We start from the raw sequence: 16544 nt of genomic DNA, 5'->3' as shown, positions 1-16544 counted from the left end.
TCGGGGGCATGGTCTCGGTCACGTGGGCGCAGGTCCTGTCCTGGCGGATGCGGCGGCAGTTCATCGATCCCGTGGGCGCGGGGTCGGCGGTGGACGTGGTGCGGCGGCTGGCGGGGGTCCAGGCGCAGGTCGCGTCGGCGGCGGAGCTCGCGGTCGCGGTGCGCCGGTCCGCTGCTGTTGCCGGGGACGTGGCGAGGGCGCTGCTGGACGACCGGACGCTCGTCAAGACCTGGAGCATGCGGGGCACGCTGCACCTCCTGCCCGCCGACGAGGCCGCCGCGTACCTCGTGCTGTGCGGGGCGGTCCGCACCTGGGAGAAGCCGAGCTGGCAGAAGGCGTTCGGGGCCACCCCCGCCGATCTGGAGGCGATCGCGGAGGCGGCGGCGGAGGCGCTCGCGGGCGGGGCGGCCCTGACCCGTGAGGAGCTGGTGGCGGCCGTCATCGACGCGACCGGGTCGCGGCATCTCGCCGAGGTCCTCGGCTCCGGCTGGGGAACGCTGCTGAAGCCGCTGGCCTGGTGGGGCGTCCTCTGCCACGGCCCCGCGCAGGGCACCCGCGTCACGTTCACGTCGCCCGCGGCGTGGCTGCCCTCCTGGACGGGGCTGCCGCCCGCCGACGAGGCCGCCCGGACGGTCGTGCACGCCTACCTCGGGGCGCACGGCCCGGCGACGCTCGACGCGTTCGACACGTGGCTGATGCGCAAGGGGAACCGCAAGGGAGACCTGCGCAGCTGGTTCGCGGCGGCGGAGGACGGGATGGCGACGGTCGAGGTGGAGGGCGTGCCCATGTACGTCCTGGAGGAGCATCTGGACGAGCTGGCGGACACGGAGCCGAGCGGGGCCGTCCGGCTGCTCGGGGCGTTCGACCAGTACGTCCTGGGCGCGGGCACGGGGGCGGGCTACCTCGTCCCGCAGGAGCATCGCGGTGACGTCAGCCGCAAGGCGGGCTGGATCTCCCCGGTCGTCCTGCACGAGGGCCGGGTGGCGGGTGTCTGGGAGGCCGTGGACGGTGACCTCGCCGTCACCTCGTTCGCCGACCTTCCTGAGGGGCCGCTCGAGGACGCGGTCGCGCGCGTCCGGCCGCTGGTGACGGGCGCGGCGCGCTAGACGCGGAACCGGATCCGCCCGCCCGGCCTCAGCTGGGCGGCGGCGGGGACGTCGGCGGAGTGGAGGACGCCGATGACCGGGTAGCCGCCGGTGGTGGGGTGGTCGGCGAGGAAGATGATGGGCTGTCCGCTCGGCGGCACCTGCAGCGCGCCCGTGACCATGCCCTCGCTGCCGAGCTCGCCGGTGCGGGCGCGTTCCAGGCGCGGCCCGCTGAGGCGGACGCCGACGCGGTTTCCGTCGGCCGTCACCTCGTAGGGCGCGGACGTGAGGACGGCGAGGGCGCCGTCGGCGAACCAGTCGTGACGCGGCCCCGGCAGGACGCGCAGCACCGGCGGGTCGGGAGCGACGGGCGCGACGTCCACGAGGATGTCGCCGAGCCCCTCGGCCGGGCCCACGGGGAGCCGGTCGCCGGATGCCAGGGGAGCGGGACCGAGGCCGGACAGCAGATCGGTGGAGCGGCTGCCCAGCACCGCTTCCGCGTCCACGCCCCCGCGCACCGCGAGATAGCTGCGGAGGCCCGTCGACGGTGCGCCGAGTTCGACCACCGCACCCGGAGCGATATGGCAGGGGGCGTTGATCCCGTGCCCGCGTCCCCCGACGCTCAGGGGGACGGGTGCGCCGGTGACGGCGATCCAGGCGGGGCCCGCGAACCGCAGCGCGCCGCCGCCGAGCGTGAACTCGATGCCCGCCGCGCCTTCGGGGTTGCCCACGAGGCGGTTGGCCAGGCGCAGGGCGCGCTCGTCCGCCGCGCCGGAACGCGGGACGCCCAGATGGGCGAGCCCGGGACGGCCGAGATCCTGGACGGTCGCGAGCGGCCCGGGGCGGACGACCTCGATCACCGCGTCCCTCCGGGCGTGAAACGGACCCTCGTGCCGGGGCGCAGAAGCGATGGCGGGTCGCGCGCGACGTCCCAAAGGACCAGGTCGCTGTGCCCGAGCAGCCGCCAGCCGCCCGGCGACGGCGACGGGTAGACCGCCGCGTAGGGGCCCGCGATCGCGACCGACCCGGCCGGGACGGTGGTCCGGGGCGACTCGCGGCGCGGCACGTGCAGGACCGGGTCGAGACCCGTGAGGTAGCCGAAACCGGGAGAGAACCCGAGATACGCGACCGTGTAGGACGCGGCGCAGTGGCGGGCGGCGACGGCCTCGCGGGAGAGGCCGGTGAGGGCGGCGACCTCGTCGAGGTCCGCGCCGTCGTACACGACGGGGATCTCGACCGGGCCGGCGCCGGCCTCGGCCTCCGCCGGGAGCGGCAGCCCCGGGATGCGGGCGGCCAGCGCGCCGAGGTCGGTGCCGGGATCCGCGACGACGAGGACGGTCCGCTCCCCGGGAACGACGTCGACCACGCCGGGCGGGTCCGCGTCGCGCAGGGCGGCGTCCAGCCGGTGCGCGGTCGCCAGGTCGCCGGTCTCCACGAGCAGCGCCGCGTCGCCGGCGCGGAGCACCCTCACGCGAACGCCTCCAGCGCGACGCCGGCCGCCGACAGCGCCGACCGGACGGCCCGCGCCAGCGTCACCGCGCCCGGCGTGTCTCCGTGCACGCACAGGGAACGCGCGTTCAGGACGACCTCGCCGCCGTCCACCGCCTCGACCGTGCCCTCCACCGCCATCCGCACCGCCCGCTTCACCACGGCGGCTGGATCGTGGACGACGGCCCCCGGCCGCCGACGGGACACCAGAGCGCCGGACGGCGTGTAGGCGCGGTCGGCGAAGCACTCGGCGACCACGGTGAGCCCGTCCGCGACGTCATGGACGGCGGACCCGGGAAGGGTCAGCAGCGGCAGCGCGGGATCGTAGGCGCGCACCGCCGCGGCGACGGCGGCCGCCTGCTCCGGGTCGCGGGCGACGCGGTTGTAGAGCGCCCCGTGCGGCTTCACGTACGCGACCCGCCCGCCCTCCGTCCGCGCGATCCCGTCGAGCGCGGCGAGCTGGTAGAGGACCTCCGCGGTCAGCTCGGGCGCCGCGACGTCCATCTCCCGGCGGCCGAATCCGGCCAGATCCCGGTAGGACACCTGCGCGCCGATCGTCACCCCGCGCGCCACCGCCGCCGCGCACACCCGCCGCATGATCAGCGGGTCGCCCGCGTGGAACCCGCACGCCACGTTCGCGCTCGTGATGACGTCCAGCAGGGCCAGGTCGTCGCCCAGCTCCCAGATCCCGAAGCCCTCGCCCAGATCGGCGTTGATGTCGATGACCGCCATGGTCAAGGACTACCACCGCGCGCGGCGGACGGTCATCAGGCGCTCTCCTCGCGGACGTCCCGCAGCTCCGCGCGCGGCGCCCACGCCTGGTACACGCCCCGGTCGAACTGCTCGAGGCCGAGCTCCTCCGCGACGGGGACCCTACCGCCGGTGTACTCCACCCGCGCCCAGCCGTCGTGCTCGCCGAGCACCACGAACGGCTCACCGCGCCATGTGCAGTGCGTGCTGACGTAGGTGAGGCGCTCGACGTCCGCCAGGGGCACGACGCGGACGTACCGGTCCGGCGTCGCCTGGTGGAACCCGTCGGCCGGCCGGGCGGCGTACAGGCGGACGCCGTCCCCGTCGGGGCTCGCCTCGTACTCGGCACCGCGCCAGCCCGCGTAGTAGCCGTGCCGGATGGTCATCCCCGCCCTCCCGGGAGCTTCACGCGCCAGGCCCGCAGGTCGGCGTCGTACACGGCCACGAGGGCCTCCGCGCCTTCCGCGTCGAGCCGGTACAGCTCCGCCCCGTGCGGGAGGCGCTGGCTGTCGATCTTGTACTCCGGGATGGCGGGCCCGTCGCCGGGCGCGTACCCCGACCCCGGGAACGGCGCCTTCTCGATGACCCAGCCGCCCGGGATGATGCCCATGCTCCACTCGTCGATCCCGCCGAGCGGCCGCCGGAACAGCGCGGGCTTCGCCGCCGCCCACCGGATGACGAAGATCTCGTGGGCGGCCGCCGTGAACGGCGACGCCTCGTAGACGAGGCCGAGCGCGCGCACGAGCGCGGCGGGGGTGGTCAGCGTCCGCACGTCCTCGAACCGGTGCACGTAACCGGAGACGAGGTCGTACCCGCCTTCCAGGTAGTGCTGGACGTGCGAGGGCCGCAGGACCTTCTGCATCACGACCGCCGCTCCCGGCGGCTCGGGCCGCGGGTCGTGCTCGGCGGCCTGCGCGATCGGGGTGTCCGGGGGTGTGGGCGAGACCGGGCGCGCCGGTGCCCTTCGCCGGTCCGACGGGGGCTGCGGGGGCTTCAGGTGCTTCGCGACGATCTGCTCGGCGGCCGGGTTCGACGGTGCCGGTGGCGCGGCGCGGCGCGGCGCGCGGGGCGGCTCCGAGGCGCTCCGTGGACGGTCGGGAGCCGTGCGCGCGCGGCCCGCTCCGGCGGCGGGCCCGCCCGGCGCCCTCGGAGGCGCGGGAACCGTCCGAGGCGCGGCGGGTGGTGCGGCGGACGGTGCGGTGGGCGGAACGACGCCGGCCGCCGCTGCCGGCGGGGTGCGCGGTGCCGCGGGCGGCGGGCCGGGCGGCACGGCCGACCGGGCCGCCGGTGGGGAGGCGGGGGCCTTGGCGCGGGGCGGTGCCGGCCGTTCGGCGGCCGGGCGGCGGGACGGGCGCTCGGGAGCGGGAGGGGCGGGCGCCTTCCGGGCGCCCGCGACGCGCACGTCGTCCGGATCCGGCGGGGCCGTCTCCCGGTCGGGCTCGAAGAGCGCGTTGGCGTCGAGGTAGGAGGCGCTCGGCAGCCCGGGGTTGATCGCCAGCTGCCACTCGGGGTTCGGCCAGCGCCGCGACAGCTCGGCGAGCGTCGCCCGGCGGTGGTGGACGGCCTGCCCTTGCAGGGAGCGGTCCATCGCCTCGGGGGAGGTGAACGCCAGGATGAACGTGCCGTCCCCGAACCGGGCCGTGGCGTACCGCTGCCCGGCCGCCGCCGGATCGCCCGGCGAGGGCAGGTAAAGGACGGCGCGCGCGAGCAGCCGCAGGTACGCCTGCTGGTCGCCGCCCTCCCTGGCCTCCGCGAGCGCCCGCTCCAGAGCCGAGCCCGACGGCTGCGCGGGACGGGACGGCTCGGCCGGGCCGCCGCGCTCGCTCTCGGGGATCGCGAGCGGGATCCCGAGTCCGGGCAGCGCCAGCGGGCCGCCCTCGGGACCCGCCTGGCTGGCCTGGTAGACCAGTTCGAGCGGCGAGTCCATCCCGTACACGTCGCGGAACGCGCCCACCATCAGCCCGGCGAGAAGGGCGGCGGCCTCGAGGTGCTCGGCGGCGGCGCGGTGCCCGCCCCGGTCCCGGAGGGGGAACCGGCGCCACCAGTTCTGGCGCTCCTCCTCGTCCGGCGGCTCCCAGCCGATGGACCGCAGCCGCCGTTCCTGGCGCGGCGCCAGCGGGCGGGGCAGGAACGCGCTGCCGACGGCCTCGGCGTCGAGCAGCCCTTCGGACCGCATCGCCTGGACGTAGGGGAGGCCGCTCGGCCCCTGCACGATGAGGAACGACCTGACCGGGAGCCGGGAGAGCTCCAAGGTCAGACGTTTGGCGAAGTCGTTCCAGTCCAATCCGGATCCACTTTCACGTCCGCGGGGCGGGGGTGTACTCGACGGTAGCCGACGAGCGGGGGGCGGGGCAGGGGAGGTCAGTCCGATCCGCGGACCGGGATCGCCTCCGCTCCGGCCGGAGTCCAGAAGCCGCCCTCGGCGTCGTACACGGCGAGGGGGAGTTCCCGCCCGTCGTCGGTCACCTGCCACAGGCGGGTCCCGTGCACCGGCCGGATCGCCGGTCCGGCCGGCCGCGGCGCCGGAACCGGCGGAGGGACGGGCGCGGCGGCCACCGGCGGCGCGGGCGGCACCGTCGGCGGGGGCGGCGGCGGGAGCTGCGCGGGGGGCAGGCGCGGCTCGGGCGGTACGGGCTCGGGCCGAATGAGATCGGGCTGTGCGCTCTCGTGCCTGACCGGCTCGGGCCGTGGCGGTTCCGGCAGTGCGGGCTCGGGGAGCGCGGGCTCGGGGAGCGCGGGGTCCTGCGCCAGGGGGTCGGGCTGGACGGGCTCGGGCCGGGACGGATCCGGCAGGCCCACGCCGCCCGCCCTCAGCGCCGCTTCCAGCTCGTCCGTGGTGAAGGCGTCGACGGCCGTGTGCGCGTCGTCGTACGGGAGCCCGTGCGGGACGGATCCGTTGACGAGCCCGTTCCCCGCGGGGAGGGCGCCGCCCGCCACCGGGTTCGGCCCCGCCAGCGCGTTGGGGTCGACGGTCCCGTACGGGTTCGTGACGTCCTCCACGGGGAGTTCCGGCCGGGAGGCCGACCGGCGGTGGGCGATCCGGGACGGGTCCGCGTTCTCGATCCCGAAGTCGAGCAGCTCGATCAGGCCGGTGCCCTGCCGGTGGAACGACTCGTACACGAGGTCGGAGGGGCGCCGGACGCCCTGCACGTCGCGGAGCGCGGTGACCATCACCTCCGCCAGGCGCGCGTAGTCGGCGGGGGGCACGGCGTGGATCCCGCCGGGCGCGCCGGAGTGCGGCAGCTCGGTCCACCAGTTGAGGGGCGCGGGGTCGTGCGGCGGACGCCAGCCCGCGTCGCTCATGACCTCCTCGTCCGCCGGGGTGAGCAGCAGCGGTCCTTCGAGGAAGTTGTTGCTGACCGCCTCGGCATAGAGCCGGTCGGGCTCCCGCATGGCCTGGACGTAGTGCCGGCTCTCGTCGCGCTCGCGCACGATGAGGATGGTGTCCCGTTCGAGAACCGCCAGCTCACGTCCCAGCCGGCGCGTGAACTCGGACCACTCCAACACGATCACTCCCTACATCCGGGGCGCGGCCCCCGGCCCCCGCGAGACCGCGTCGGGGACCGATGATTGCCGCCGCCGTCGCCGCGCGCAAACCGGGAGTTCACCCGGGCGGAGGTTCATGACGCAGCGCACGCAGGGCCTCGCGGAGGGCCTCCGCGCCGTCGCCGCAGTGGTCGAGGACGCTGATCAGGCGGTGCAGGATGTCGTGGCGCTCGTGCCCGGCGTCCAGCATCGCCTGCGCGGTCTCCCACAGCTCGGGCGGGTCGCCGTCCCAGAGCCGCGCCGTGAGCCGCTCGTGCGCGTCCAGGTGCTCCCCGTCCGCGCCGGGGTGCTCGAACTCCAGCATCGCCCGGCGGTCGGCGGGGTCGGACGGGTCCAGCCCGGAGAGGTCGACGGACTCGGCCCGCCCCGGCACGCGGTGGGTGCCGGACAGGAACGGCAGCGCGAACGCCCGGCGGGGGAGCGCGTCCAGCTCTCCGTCCGGAAGGAGCCGGGCGACGAGGGCGCGGTCGAGGCCGAAGGAGGACGGGTCGCGGTAGGCGTCGGCGAACTCGGCCGTGGCGTCCCAGACGGCGTCCAGGGTGGCCCTGACGCCTTCGTCGGGGAGGCTGGTCCGCTTCCCGGCCCAGCGCACCCAGGCGGCGAGGACGTGGGGGACCGCCTCCTGCTCGGCGGGGGACAGCAGTACCTTGCGGGGCAGCCAGTCGAGCAGGAACATCTCGCACTTGATGGGGCTGACCCGGAGCGGCCGCCCGAAGTCGTGGGCGCATCCGTAGTCGATGATGCGGTCGACGCACGTGCTGGCGGCGGACCGGTCGGACAGCTCCTCCGCCTCGTCCGACGCCAGGAAGCGCGCGGCGATCGTGGCGCGCCGGTCCCGCCCGTAGACCGGCGGCTGCGGGAGCCGCCCGCCCGGCGGCAGGATCCCGACGCGCGCGCGGACGAACGCGTGGTAGGAGCCGAAGTTCTCGTTCACCGGCGGGTCGCCGGTCTCGTCGGTGAGCTCCAGTGCGCTCCGCAGCAGCGCCCGGGTGTCACGGGGGTCGACCTGCTCGAACCGCATCAGCGGGTTGTCGCGCCCCTCCCGGCGGCAGTGGTCCATGAGCTTGTCGACCTGGGAGGAGACCCAGGCGTCGCGGACCATCCCGCACGCGGGCGGGCGACCGGTCGCCGCGTCCGGCACGGCGCCCGCCTTGTTGCGGTCGACCAGGACGACGAGCGCGTGCCGATCCGCCCCGCCATAGGAATAGGTGCAGACGAGGGACTCCTGGTCGCCGTAGACGTCCCGGGAGACGAAGCACTCCTCGGCGGTGACCATGCCCACGCGGTCGGCCCATCCGGGTCGCGCCACGCCGTTCTCCATCAGCTCCAGGGCGGCCCGCTCCGCCCTGGACGCCTGCCGCAGGGTGCCCAGATGGGCGATCCCCGTGAGCAGCGCCAGCGCGGCGGGCGTTCCGGCGCGTCTCGCGTAGCCGACCAGGGCCTCGCCGATGACCTCCTCGACGTCGCCGCCCGGGACCCGGTGGCCCCACCAGGAGCCGAGGATCTCGCTGACGATCAGTTCGGCGTCGAGGGGGCTGCGCACGGCGAGGAGCTCGCGGGCGTGCCGCAGCATCCCGTCGAAGATCGCGGAAACCTCCGCGGAGACGTCGTCGGGGCGCTGCGCTCCGTCCCGGGCCGGTTCCCCGGAGGAGCGGTGACGGCTGCGGGGGCTCACGCCTCTAGCTTCTCAGATGCGGCGCGTGCCCCGTCCAGGAGACGGCAGGTCCGGGCGTCCGGTTCAGCCCTCGCGGACGTACGCGGACGGCGGCCTCGATTTCTCCATCCCCACGAGATGCTCGCGGGCCATCCGCTCGACGAGCGCGGGCGTGGCGTCCAGCCCCAGGTGGGTCGCGCACGCCAGGACGTCGGCCACGCAACGGTGCACCGTCGCCGAGGGGACCGCCGTGAACTCGCCCGAGAGCCGCCGCGTGACGACCTCGCGCGTGTCGCTCCGCTGATCGGTCAAAACCGGCATCTGACCCATCCCTCCGCTCGGATGACGCCTCGATGTCATTTCAGCCGTTTTACGCAGAGAGTCAAGACATTTAACGACGATGTTGCATAAATTTGGGCCCCGGCTCACCGTCCGTCCCCGGCGCGGCGCCGGGACGCTCGCGCGGCTCCGCCGCCCAGCCCGCGTGGTGGCGTGCCGCCCAGTCCGGATCGACCTCTCCGGTGAGCATCCCCGTGAGCGCCCCGCGGTCCCTGAACGCCTCCCACAGATGCCCCATGGTCACCACGAGGACGAGGAGGAACAGCCAGTCGTGGACGAACGTGGCGCCCGTCCGCCACCGGTCCGGCCACGGACCGGGGAACGTCAGGATCTCCCCGGTCGCGAGCATGACCAGGATCGCGCCCAGGGTGAACGCGGCGTTCAGCTTCTGGCCGCCGTTGAACTTGCCGACCGGCAGGATCCCGCGCCCGTTCCGCACCGCCCTGCGGTCCCGCCGCCGGAGCCACTCCCAGTCGGACGGCGCGAACCTGTTCAGGCGCCGCACGTCCGCGCGGAACGCGCGCGACGCGAACCCCAGGAGGATCGGGACGGGCAGCCCGAAACCGCACCAGACATGGACCGTCTTGACCAGCTCCCTGCGCCCCACCAGCGTCGCGAGGGCGGGCAGGTACAGCAGCGCGGCCGTCACCAGGCACGCCAGCATCAGCACGGCGGTCGCATGGTGGACCGCGCGCTCCGCGGCCGTGAAGCGCCGCAGGCGCGCGCCCGCGCGATCAGGCGATCGGCGCATCGTCCCGGCCGTTCGACCGCCCCACCCAGGCGTCCACGTCGTAGCCCCGGCGCTCCCAGTACCCCGGGCGGACCTGCTCGGTGAGCTCGATGCCGCCGAGCCACTTCAGCGACTTGTAGCCGTACATGGGGGCCACGCAGAGGCGCACCGGCCCGCCGTGGTCGTGGGTGACCGGGACGTCCTCCATCCGGGTCGCGATCAGGACGTCCCGGCGCCGCGCCTGCCCCAGCGTGAGCGACTCGGTGTAGACGCCGTCGAACGAGGTGAACCGGACGGCCCGCGCCCGCGGGGACACCCCGATCACGTCCAGCAGATCGGGCAGGGCCACCCCCGCCCACCGGACATCGGGCACCCGCCACCCGGTGACGCACTGGAAGTCCTTGTCGAGCACCGTCTGCGGGAGCCGCGCGAGGTCGTCCACGCCGATCTGCCGGGGGCGCTCCACCAGCCCGCCGACCGTCATGCGCCATTCCCGCGGGCTCCGCCGCCGTACGCTTCCGGTGACCGTGTAGTAACGGAACCCTCCCGCCGCGGGAAGGACGTTCCCGAGACCCCCGACCGGCGCCAGGACCTCACCGACCTCGCGCTGGAGGGAGGCCCCCACGGCCACCCCCGCGGCGCCGAGGCCGAGCATCCCGAGCACGATCCGGCGCCCCACCGGGGCGCCTTCCGCGCGTCCGTTCTGTTCCACCCCTCCATTCGAGCACCGCGCCGCACCGTCCGCCAGGGGACCGGGCGCCGCCGTAAGGGTTCCGTCAGATCTAAGCTGGCCCCATGCCCACGAAGGTTCATCTCGCACAGCGGCCCGAGGCCGACGAGCTGCTGGGACGCAGCCCGCTCGCCGCGCTGATCGGCATGCTGCTCGACCAGCAGATCCCGATGGAGTGGGCCTTCTCCGGCCCGTACACGATCTGCCGGCGCATGGGCACGGACGACCTGGACGCGCACGAGATCGCCGCCTACGACCCCGAGCGGTTCGCGGCCCTGCTGTCGGAGAAGCCGGCGGTGCACCGCTACCCCGGTTCGATGGCCAAGCGCGTCCAGCAGCTGTGCCGGTACCTGGTGGACAACCACGACGGGGACGCGGAGAAGCTCTGGAAGGGCGTGGACGACGGCAAGGAGCTGTTCAAGCGCCTCAACGCCCTCCCCGGGTTCGGCAGGCAGAAGGCGCAGATCTTCGTCGCCCTGCTCGGCAAGCAGTACGGGGTGCGGCCGGACGGCTGGCGCGAGGCCGCCGGGGACTACGGCGAGGAGGGGTCCCACCGCTCCGTGGCCGACATCACCGGGCCGGAGTCGCTCGCCAAGGTGCGGGCGTTCAAGCAAGAGATGAAGGCGGCGGCGAAGGCGGGCGGGTGACCCGGCGGGCGGGCGGAACTCGCCGAACGCGGCGGAGTTCACAGTGCGGGACGCCGCGACGCCGTAATATCTCCAACTCGCACGGCCCGAGGAGTGCCGCCGGGGCCGCCGGGACAAGGATGTCCGGCGGGGGTTCCGTAGGCGGCGAACCCTCGGGATGATGAGAACCTGACTCGGACCGGTGTTGTGATGGAGGCGGGAGCGCTAGCCTGCTCCCATTCACTCATAGTGATGAAAACTTGCCGCGCGGTACGGGACCTTCTGGGGCGGAGGTGGTGTCCTTGAGCACCGAGACGTCCGTTCCGCATCCTCGCGTCTCAGGGGTGGAGGGGCAGCCCATGGATGCATCCGACGCCGCGTTGTACGCGACCTTGCTGAGGGAGGCGCCCGGCGGGCTGGCGTTCTTCGACACCGAGCTGCGCTGCCGAAGGGCCAACGACGCCCTCGCCGCGCTGCTCGGCGTGCCCGTGGCCGAGCTGCAGCGGGGACGCCCCGCCGAGGTGCTGCCGGACGCCCTGGCCGCCGCGTTCGAGAGCGCCCTGCGCACGGTGCTGGCCGAGGACCGCCCGATCAGCGACCTCGACCTGGTCGTCCCGCGCGGGACCGGGCCCGACGACGGCGATGTCGCCGTCGCGCTGGAGGAGCGGATCCTGGCGTGCACGTGGCTGCCCGCCAGGGGCGCCGACGGCGCGTCCCAGGGGGTGGTCCTCACCGCCCTGGACGTGACCGAGCGGCGCCGGGCCGAGGAGGTCATCCGCCGCAAGGAGCAGCGCTACCGCTCCCTCGTGGAGGCCAGCGCCCAGGTCGTGTGGGTCGCCGCCGCCGACGGGGGCGTGATCGACGACGCGCCGGAGTGGCGCGCGATCACGGGCCAGACGCCCGACGACTACGCGACCGGCGGCTGGCTGGCGGTCGTGCACCCCGAGGACCGGCCCCGCATCGAGAGCGCCTGGCGGGAGTGCGTCCAGGACGACCGCGTCTTCGAGAGCAACTACCGCGTCCGCACCAAGTCCGGCACGTACCGGCACTACGACGTCCGCGCCGTGCCCATCTGGCAGGGCGACGCGGTGATCGAGTGGGTGGGCGCCAACACCGACGTCACCGGTCAGCGCGAGGCCGAGGAGATGCGCGGCCGGCTGACCGAGCAGCTGTCGGCGGCGGCGCTGCGCACGGCCCGGCTCCAGCAGGCCACGTCGATGCTCGCGGAGGCGCTCACCGTCTCCCAGGTCGTCCAGGTGATCACCGAGGTCGGCCGGTCGGCGATCGGCGCCGACCACTCCGCCGTCGCGCTGCTGGACGACGACAAGCTGCGGCTGAGCGTCGTGGCCCCGTCCCAGCCGGGGGCGGACGCCGAGATCCGGCCGGGCTCGCGGGACGGCATCAAGGTCAGCGACCAGACGGTCATGTCCGTCGCGGTCCGCGAGAGCCGGCCGTTCCTGGCCGAGCACCCCGACAGCCTCCGCCTCCAGCTCGGCGGCGACGAGCACGGCGTGTTCGCCCGGCACACCGAGGAGCGCGCGTGGGTGGGCCTGCCCCTCCTCGCGGCGGGCGCCCCGATCGGCGCGCTCCGCTTCTCCTTCACCCGCCCCAGGGAGATCACGGAGGAGGAGCGAGTCTTCCTGGAGGCCCTCGCCGGCCAGTGCGCCCTCGCCGTGGAGCGCGCCCTGCTGTTCGAGCGGGAGCACAAGACCGCCGAGGAGCTCCAGCGCAGCCTCCTGCCGAGCGACCTGCCGCAGCTGCCCGGGATGGTCCTGGCCGCCCGCTACAACCCCGCCACCCGGCACGTCCAGGTGGGCGGCGACTGGTACGACGTGTTCCGGCTCCCGGACGACCGGCTCGCCGTCGCGGCGGGCGACGTCATGGGCAAGGGCGTCCTCGCCGCGGCCGGAATGGGACGCGTCCGCAACGCCCTGCGCGCCCTCGCGCTCAACGACCCGCGGCCCGCCGCGGTCCTCGCGGGGCTGGACCGGTTGTTCAGCGCCACCGAGGATGAGGAACAATTCACCACGGTCGCGTACGCGGTGATCGATCCCGAGACCGGCCGCGGCGCGTTCAGCAACGCCGGCCACCCGCCGCCGCTGCTGATCGCGCCGGACGCGTCCCCGCGCGTCAGCGACCGCGAGCCGGGGACCCCGCTCGGCTGGCCGAGCCAGCGTCAGCAGACAAGTTTTTCCATCGAGACCGGCAACACTGTGGTCTTCTATTCCGATGGACTTGTGGAGAACCGTAGGCGTGGGGTGGACGCCGGGCTCGAGGAGCTGGTCGCCGTGGCCGCGGACGCCCCACCTGAAGTGGTAGGAGATCCCGAGAGACTCGTCGACTTCCTGGTCGATCGGATGCTTGCCGGGTACGAGCAGGTAGACGATGTGACCGTGCTCGCCCTGCACGTCCCGCCCAAGCCCGCGTGATCCCTCCACGGGAGGGCGCGAAGTCGGTCTGACGCGTACGAAGGACCGCTCCGCTCCCTCTAAGGTGGAGTGTTACCGGGCAGGACTCCAGAGCGGAATGCGCAGCTGTGCCAGAATGCTTGACCCTAGTGAGAGCGGGTACGCTGCGGTGTCGCACCTGGAGGACCCGCCCAGTGTGAGGTCCCACCCGGAGTGAGGCCGGGCCCGTCAGGGCACTTGGGTCAACCAAGCCACACGTTCGTTCGAGAGGTATTTGTGTCGCCTGCTAGCTCGACCTCGAAAGCGTCAGATCTGCACGAGCACGTCATCGCGCAACTGATCGAGCGTGGACGGTCCCAGGGTTACCTCGAAGCCGACGACGTACGACGTACGTTCGAGGAGGCCGACATCCCTGTGTCGAAGGCCTCCAGCATCCTGCGGAGCCTCAGCGAGAAGGGTGTGACCGTCATGGTGAGCGCTGCCGACTCTGCGGCGCCGAAGCGTCCGCGCAAACGCGCGGCGCCCCCGGCGCGCAGGCCCAGGACGGCCGCCGCTGCGAAGGAGCAGCCCGACACGGTGACCGCCGTCGTGAGCGACGACGAGATCACCGGGGAGACCGTCGCGGAGGCCGTCGCCGCCCCGGCGCCCGCCCCGCGCAAGCCCGCGGCCAAGCCGGCCGCGGCGAAGACCGCCAAGCCGAAGAAGGCCGCCGCGAAGAAGCCGGCCGCACCGAAGACCGCCGCCAAGAAGGCCGCTCCAGGGAAGGCCGGGGACGACCCCGAGCTCGAGGACGAGGTCGACGTCGACCTCGAAGCGGACCTGACCGACCTCGAGGTCGACCTCGCGGACGACACGGCCGCCGAGGCGGACGAGACGCCCGAGGCGCCCGAGACCGAGGACGAGGAGGAGGCCGCCGCGCCCGCGGCGAAGGCCCCCGCCCCGGTGCCCGGCAAGCCGGGCGCCACCACGTCCGAGGAGGAGTCGTTCACCCTCGGCGACGATGACGAGGACGCGCCCGCGCAGCAGATCGCGGCCGCCGGCGCCACCGCCGACCCCGTCAAGGACTACCTGAAGCAGATCGGCAAGGTCCCCCTGCTCAACGCCGAGCAGGAGGTCGAGCTCGCCAAGCGCATCGAGGCGGGCCTGTTCGCCGAGGAGCGCCTGGCGGTCGACGGCCCGGCGATGTCCGAGGAGGACCTCGAGGACTTCGAGTGGATCGCCGAGGACGGCCGCCGCGCCAAGAACCACCTGCTGGAGGCCAACCTCCGGCTCGTGGTCTCGCTGGCCAAGCGCTACACCGGACGCGGCATGCTCTTCCTGGACCTGATCCAGGAGGGCAACCTCGGCCTGATCCGCGCGGTCGAGAAGTTCGACTACACCAAGGGCTACAAGTTCTCCACGTACGCCACCTGGTGGATCCGGCAGGCGATCACCCGCGCGATGGCCGACCAGGCCCGGACGATCCGCATCCCCGTCCACATGGTCGAGGTCATCAACAAGCTGGCGCGCGTCCAGCGGCAGATGCTCCAGGACCTGGGCCGCGAGCCCACCCCGGAGGAGCTGGCCAAGGAACTCGACATGACCCCGGAGAAGGTCGTCGAGGTCCAGAAGTACGGCCGCGAGCCCATCTCGCTGCACACCCCGCTGGGTGAGGACGGCGACAGCGAGTTCGGCGACCTCATCGAGGACTCCGAGGCGATCGTCCCGGCCGACGCGGTGAGCTTCACGCTCCTGCAGGAGCAGCTGCACTCCGTGCTCGACACGCTCAGCGAGCGGGAGGCGGGCGTGGTGTCGATGCGCTTCGGCCTGACCGACGGCCAGCCGAAGACCCTGGACGAGATCGGCAAGGTGTACGGGGTCACCCGCGAGCGCATCCGGCAGATCGAGTCCAAGACGATGTCGAAGCTGCGGCACCCGTCGCGCTCCCAGGTCCTCCGCGACTACCTCGACTGATCGGCGAGCACTCTCGACAGGTCGAACGCAGAGGCGGTCCGTCCGGTTCCCGGGCGGGCCGCCTCTCGCGTGCCGGCCTCCCTGATCAGCCGGGGAGGACGATGTCCAGGTTCGGTCCGTTGAGCTCGGCCGCGTACCCCAGGCCGGCGACGGTCTTGAGGAGCTGCTCAGGCGTGCGGGGGCGGGCGCCCGACGCGATCAGCGCGTGCGCGATCTCGCCCCGGGTCGCCTTGGCCATGTGGCTGACTACCGTCCGCTTCGCGACGCCGGCGACGACGCGCTCGCGGAAGACGCGGACGGCCACGGCGCCGGGGGCCTTCCAGGCGGCGGCGTAGGGCCCGGAGCGCATGTCGACGATCAGGCCGTCCGGGCGCAGGGCCTCCGTCAGGGCGGGGCGCCACAGGGTGGAGAGGCGCCCGTGCCTCGGGAGGGACGCCGCCATCGACAGGCGGTAGGGCGGGATCCGGTCGGTGAGGCGGAGCGCGCCCCAGAGACCGGAGAACACGAGGATCCGCTCGCCCGCGGCCGCGGGGTCCAGGGACGGCAGGTCGAGGTTGTCGTAGAGCACGCCGGTGTAGAGCTCCGCCGCGGGCAGGGTGGGTGCTTCACGGAGAGCGAGGTTGCGTCGCAGAGCCTCCTCCGCCTGGCCGGCGGGCAGCGCCAGGACGTCTCGCGCGTCGGGGCGGCGGCTCGTCTCCTGGAGCGCGGCCAGGACCCGCTCGCGGGTGGCGGTCAGCTCCGGATGACCGAGCGCGGCCAGGTCGAGGGCCGGGCCTTCCGTCGCGGTGGCCTTCTTCTCCGAAGGGGGCAGCAGAATGAGCACGGTCCAGAATTTTCGACTACGAATAGTGGTCGGTCAATTACGTTCCGACGTTTCACGGGAAAGGGAGCGGCGGCCACCGTCTCCGGTGGCCGCCGCTCGCCGATCTATTCCGATCCCTACCGCTCGTCGTCCATGGCGGGGGTGGGGGTTTCGTGAAGCCTGTCGGTCTCGTCGTGGATGTCGGCCCCGTTGGCACGGAGGGCCTCTGCGTACCTGCGGCCGTGGTGGGCGCAGAACAGAAGGTCGCCGCCGCCTACAAGGACTGCTCGGACGTAGGCCTGGGCGCCGCAGCGGTCGCAACGGTCGGCGACGGTCAGCGGCTTGGTCGGGGCAAGGGCTCCGGTCACGGCACCTTCCTCATTGCTCGGGGTCGGTACTTAGGACAACATCTAACCCGACCAGGACGTTCCCA

16 protein-coding genes are annotated in these 16544 nt (G+C 74.0%); 4 read left to right on the top strand and 12 right to left on the bottom strand.

The features are described 5' to 3' along the window. Positions 1 to 8 precede the first annotated feature (8 nt). Entirely contained in the window at positions 9 to 1106 is a 1098-nt protein-coding gene (locus IE99_RS0110050) for a winged helix DNA-binding domain-containing protein (RefSeq protein WP_030167169.1), read from the top strand. Here the strand turns inward: IE99_RS0110050 and IE99_RS0110045 are convergent. From IE99_RS0110045 to IE99_RS0110000, 10 genes are all read right to left on the bottom strand, one after another. Next, positions 1103 to 1945: a 5-oxoprolinase subunit C family protein gene (locus tag IE99_RS0110045; RefSeq protein ID WP_030167166.1), complete on the bottom strand. Its 843-nt coding sequence runs from the start codon at positions 1943 to 1945 to the stop codon at positions 1103 to 1105. The two genes, IE99_RS0110050 and IE99_RS0110045, sit on opposite strands and share 4 nt — an antisense overlap. Further along, positions 1942 to 2556, bottom strand: a complete 615-nt coding sequence (pxpB, locus tag IE99_RS0110040) for a 5-oxoprolinase subunit PxpB (protein WP_030167163.1) — start codon at positions 2554 to 2556, stop codon at positions 1942 to 1944. Before pxpB ends, IE99_RS0110045 begins: the two co-directional genes overlap by 4 nt. Next, positions 2553 to 3305 (bottom strand): LamB/YcsF family protein, encoded by a 753-nt coding sequence (locus tag IE99_RS0110035; RefSeq protein ID WP_030167161.1) that lies wholly within the window; start codon positions 3303 to 3305, stop codon positions 2553 to 2555. The genes pxpB and IE99_RS0110035 overlap by 4 nt, the downstream gene beginning before the upstream one ends. A 35-nt stretch (positions 3306 to 3340) precedes the next feature. Continuing rightward, positions 3341 to 3709, bottom strand: a complete 369-nt coding sequence (locus IE99_RS0110030) for a hypothetical protein (protein WP_030167159.1) — start codon at positions 3707 to 3709, stop codon at positions 3341 to 3343. Then, positions 3706 to 5607, bottom strand: a complete 1902-nt coding sequence (locus IE99_RS0110025; protein WP_030167156.1) for an SseB family protein — start codon at positions 5605 to 5607, stop codon at positions 3706 to 3708. The genes IE99_RS0110030 and IE99_RS0110025 overlap by 4 nt, the downstream gene beginning before the upstream one ends. A gap of 77 nt (positions 5608 to 5684) precedes the next feature. Continuing rightward, entirely contained in the window at positions 5685 to 6830 is a 1146-nt protein-coding gene (locus tag IE99_RS0110020; RefSeq protein ID WP_245623138.1) for a TY-Chap domain-containing protein, read from the bottom strand. Between the two features lie 97 nt (positions 6831 to 6927). Beyond that, positions 6928 to 8442: a hypothetical protein gene (locus tag IE99_RS0110015; protein ID WP_037559029.1), complete on the bottom strand. Its 1515-nt coding sequence runs from the start codon at positions 8440 to 8442 to the stop codon at positions 6928 to 6930. Positions 8443 to 8607: 165 nt separating this feature from the next. Next, on the bottom strand, positions 8608 to 8844 hold the full coding sequence (locus IE99_RS0110010; RefSeq protein WP_030167147.1) for a hypothetical protein: 237 nt from the start codon (positions 8842 to 8844) through the stop codon (positions 8608 to 8610). Positions 8845 to 8914: 70 nt separating this feature from the next. Beyond that, positions 8915 to 9613 (bottom strand): cytochrome b/b6 domain-containing protein, encoded by a 699-nt coding sequence (locus IE99_RS0110005; protein ID WP_051712331.1) that lies wholly within the window; start codon positions 9611 to 9613, stop codon positions 8915 to 8917. Further along, positions 9597 to 10304 carry a molybdopterin-dependent oxidoreductase gene (locus IE99_RS0110000; protein WP_211258767.1) on the bottom strand — a complete coding sequence of 236 codons (708 nt, stop codon included), beginning with the start codon at positions 10302 to 10304 and terminating at the stop codon, positions 9597 to 9599. Before IE99_RS0110000 ends, IE99_RS0110005 begins: the two co-directional genes overlap by 17 nt. 83 nt (positions 10305 to 10387) lie before the next feature. On the opposite strand from IE99_RS0110000, the gene IE99_RS0109995 reads away from it, so the two are divergent. From IE99_RS0109995 to IE99_RS0109985, 3 genes are all read left to right on the top strand, one after another. Then, the gene (locus IE99_RS0109995; protein WP_030167138.1) at positions 10388 to 10969 is read left to right on the top strand and encodes an HhH-GPD-type base excision DNA repair protein; all 582 of its coding nucleotides are present in this window, start codon (positions 10388 to 10390) and stop codon (positions 10967 to 10969) included. Between the two features lie 338 nt (positions 10970 to 11307). Beyond that, positions 11308 to 13377, top strand: a complete 2070-nt coding sequence (locus tag IE99_RS0109990; protein ID WP_245623137.1) for a SpoIIE family protein phosphatase — start codon at positions 11308 to 11310, stop codon at positions 13375 to 13377. 255 nt (positions 13378 to 13632) lie between these two features. After that, positions 13633 to 15309, top strand: coding sequence for an RNA polymerase sigma factor (locus tag IE99_RS0109985; protein WP_084219400.1), 1677 nt, complete (start codon positions 13633 to 13635; stop codon positions 15307 to 15309). Positions 15310 to 15394: 85 nt separating this feature from the next. On the opposite strand, the gene IE99_RS0109980 is transcribed toward IE99_RS0109985, so the two are convergent. Then, positions 15395 to 16132 (bottom strand): YaaA family protein, encoded by a 738-nt coding sequence (locus tag IE99_RS0109980; RefSeq protein ID WP_030167124.1) that lies wholly within the window; start codon positions 16130 to 16132, stop codon positions 15395 to 15397. 116 nt (positions 16133 to 16248) lie between these two features. Beyond that, complete coding sequence (locus IE99_RS0109975) at positions 16249 to 16479, bottom strand: DUF7455 domain-containing protein (protein ID WP_030167121.1); 231 nt, start codon at positions 16477 to 16479, stop codon at positions 16249 to 16251. Between the last annotated feature and the right edge of the window lie 65 nt (positions 16480 to 16544).

Origin of the sequence: Spirillospora albida, assembly GCF_000718255.1 — a bacterium.
Lineage (GTDB): Bacteria > Actinomycetota > Actinomycetes > Streptosporangiales > Streptosporangiaceae > Spirillospora > Spirillospora albida.
Note: the sequence above shows the minus strand (reverse complement) of the source record. Positions and strands in the feature narration are given on the sequence as shown.

Coding starts and splice junctions, on each gene's coding strand:
- IE99_RS0109990 (WP_245623137.1), top strand. CDS start 11,308: ATGGATGCATCCGACGCCGCGTTGTACGCGACCTTGCTGAGGGAGGCG.
- IE99_RS0110030 (WP_030167159.1), bottom strand. CDS start 3,709: ATGACCATCCGGCACGGCTACTACGCGGGCTGGCGCGGTGCCGAGTAC.
- IE99_RS0110050 (WP_030167169.1), top strand. CDS start 9: ATGGTCTCGGTCACGTGGGCGCAGGTCCTGTCCTGGCGGATGCGGCGG.
- IE99_RS0110010 (WP_030167147.1), bottom strand. CDS start 8,844: ATGCCGGTTTTGACCGATCAGCGGAGCGACACGCGCGAGGTCGTCACG.
- IE99_RS0110035 (WP_030167161.1), bottom strand. CDS start 3,305: ATGGCGGTCATCGACATCAACGCCGATCTGGGCGAGGGCTTCGGGATC.
- IE99_RS0110015 (WP_037559029.1), bottom strand. CDS start 8,442: ATGCTGCGGCACGCCCGCGAGCTCCTCGCCGTGCGCAGCCCCCTCGAC.
- IE99_RS0110005 (WP_051712331.1), bottom strand. CDS start 9,613: ATGCGCCGATCGCCTGATCGCGCGGGCGCGCGCCTGCGGCGCTTCACG.
- IE99_RS0109995 (WP_030167138.1), top strand. CDS start 10,388: ATGCCCACGAAGGTTCATCTCGCACAGCGGCCCGAGGCCGACGAGCTG.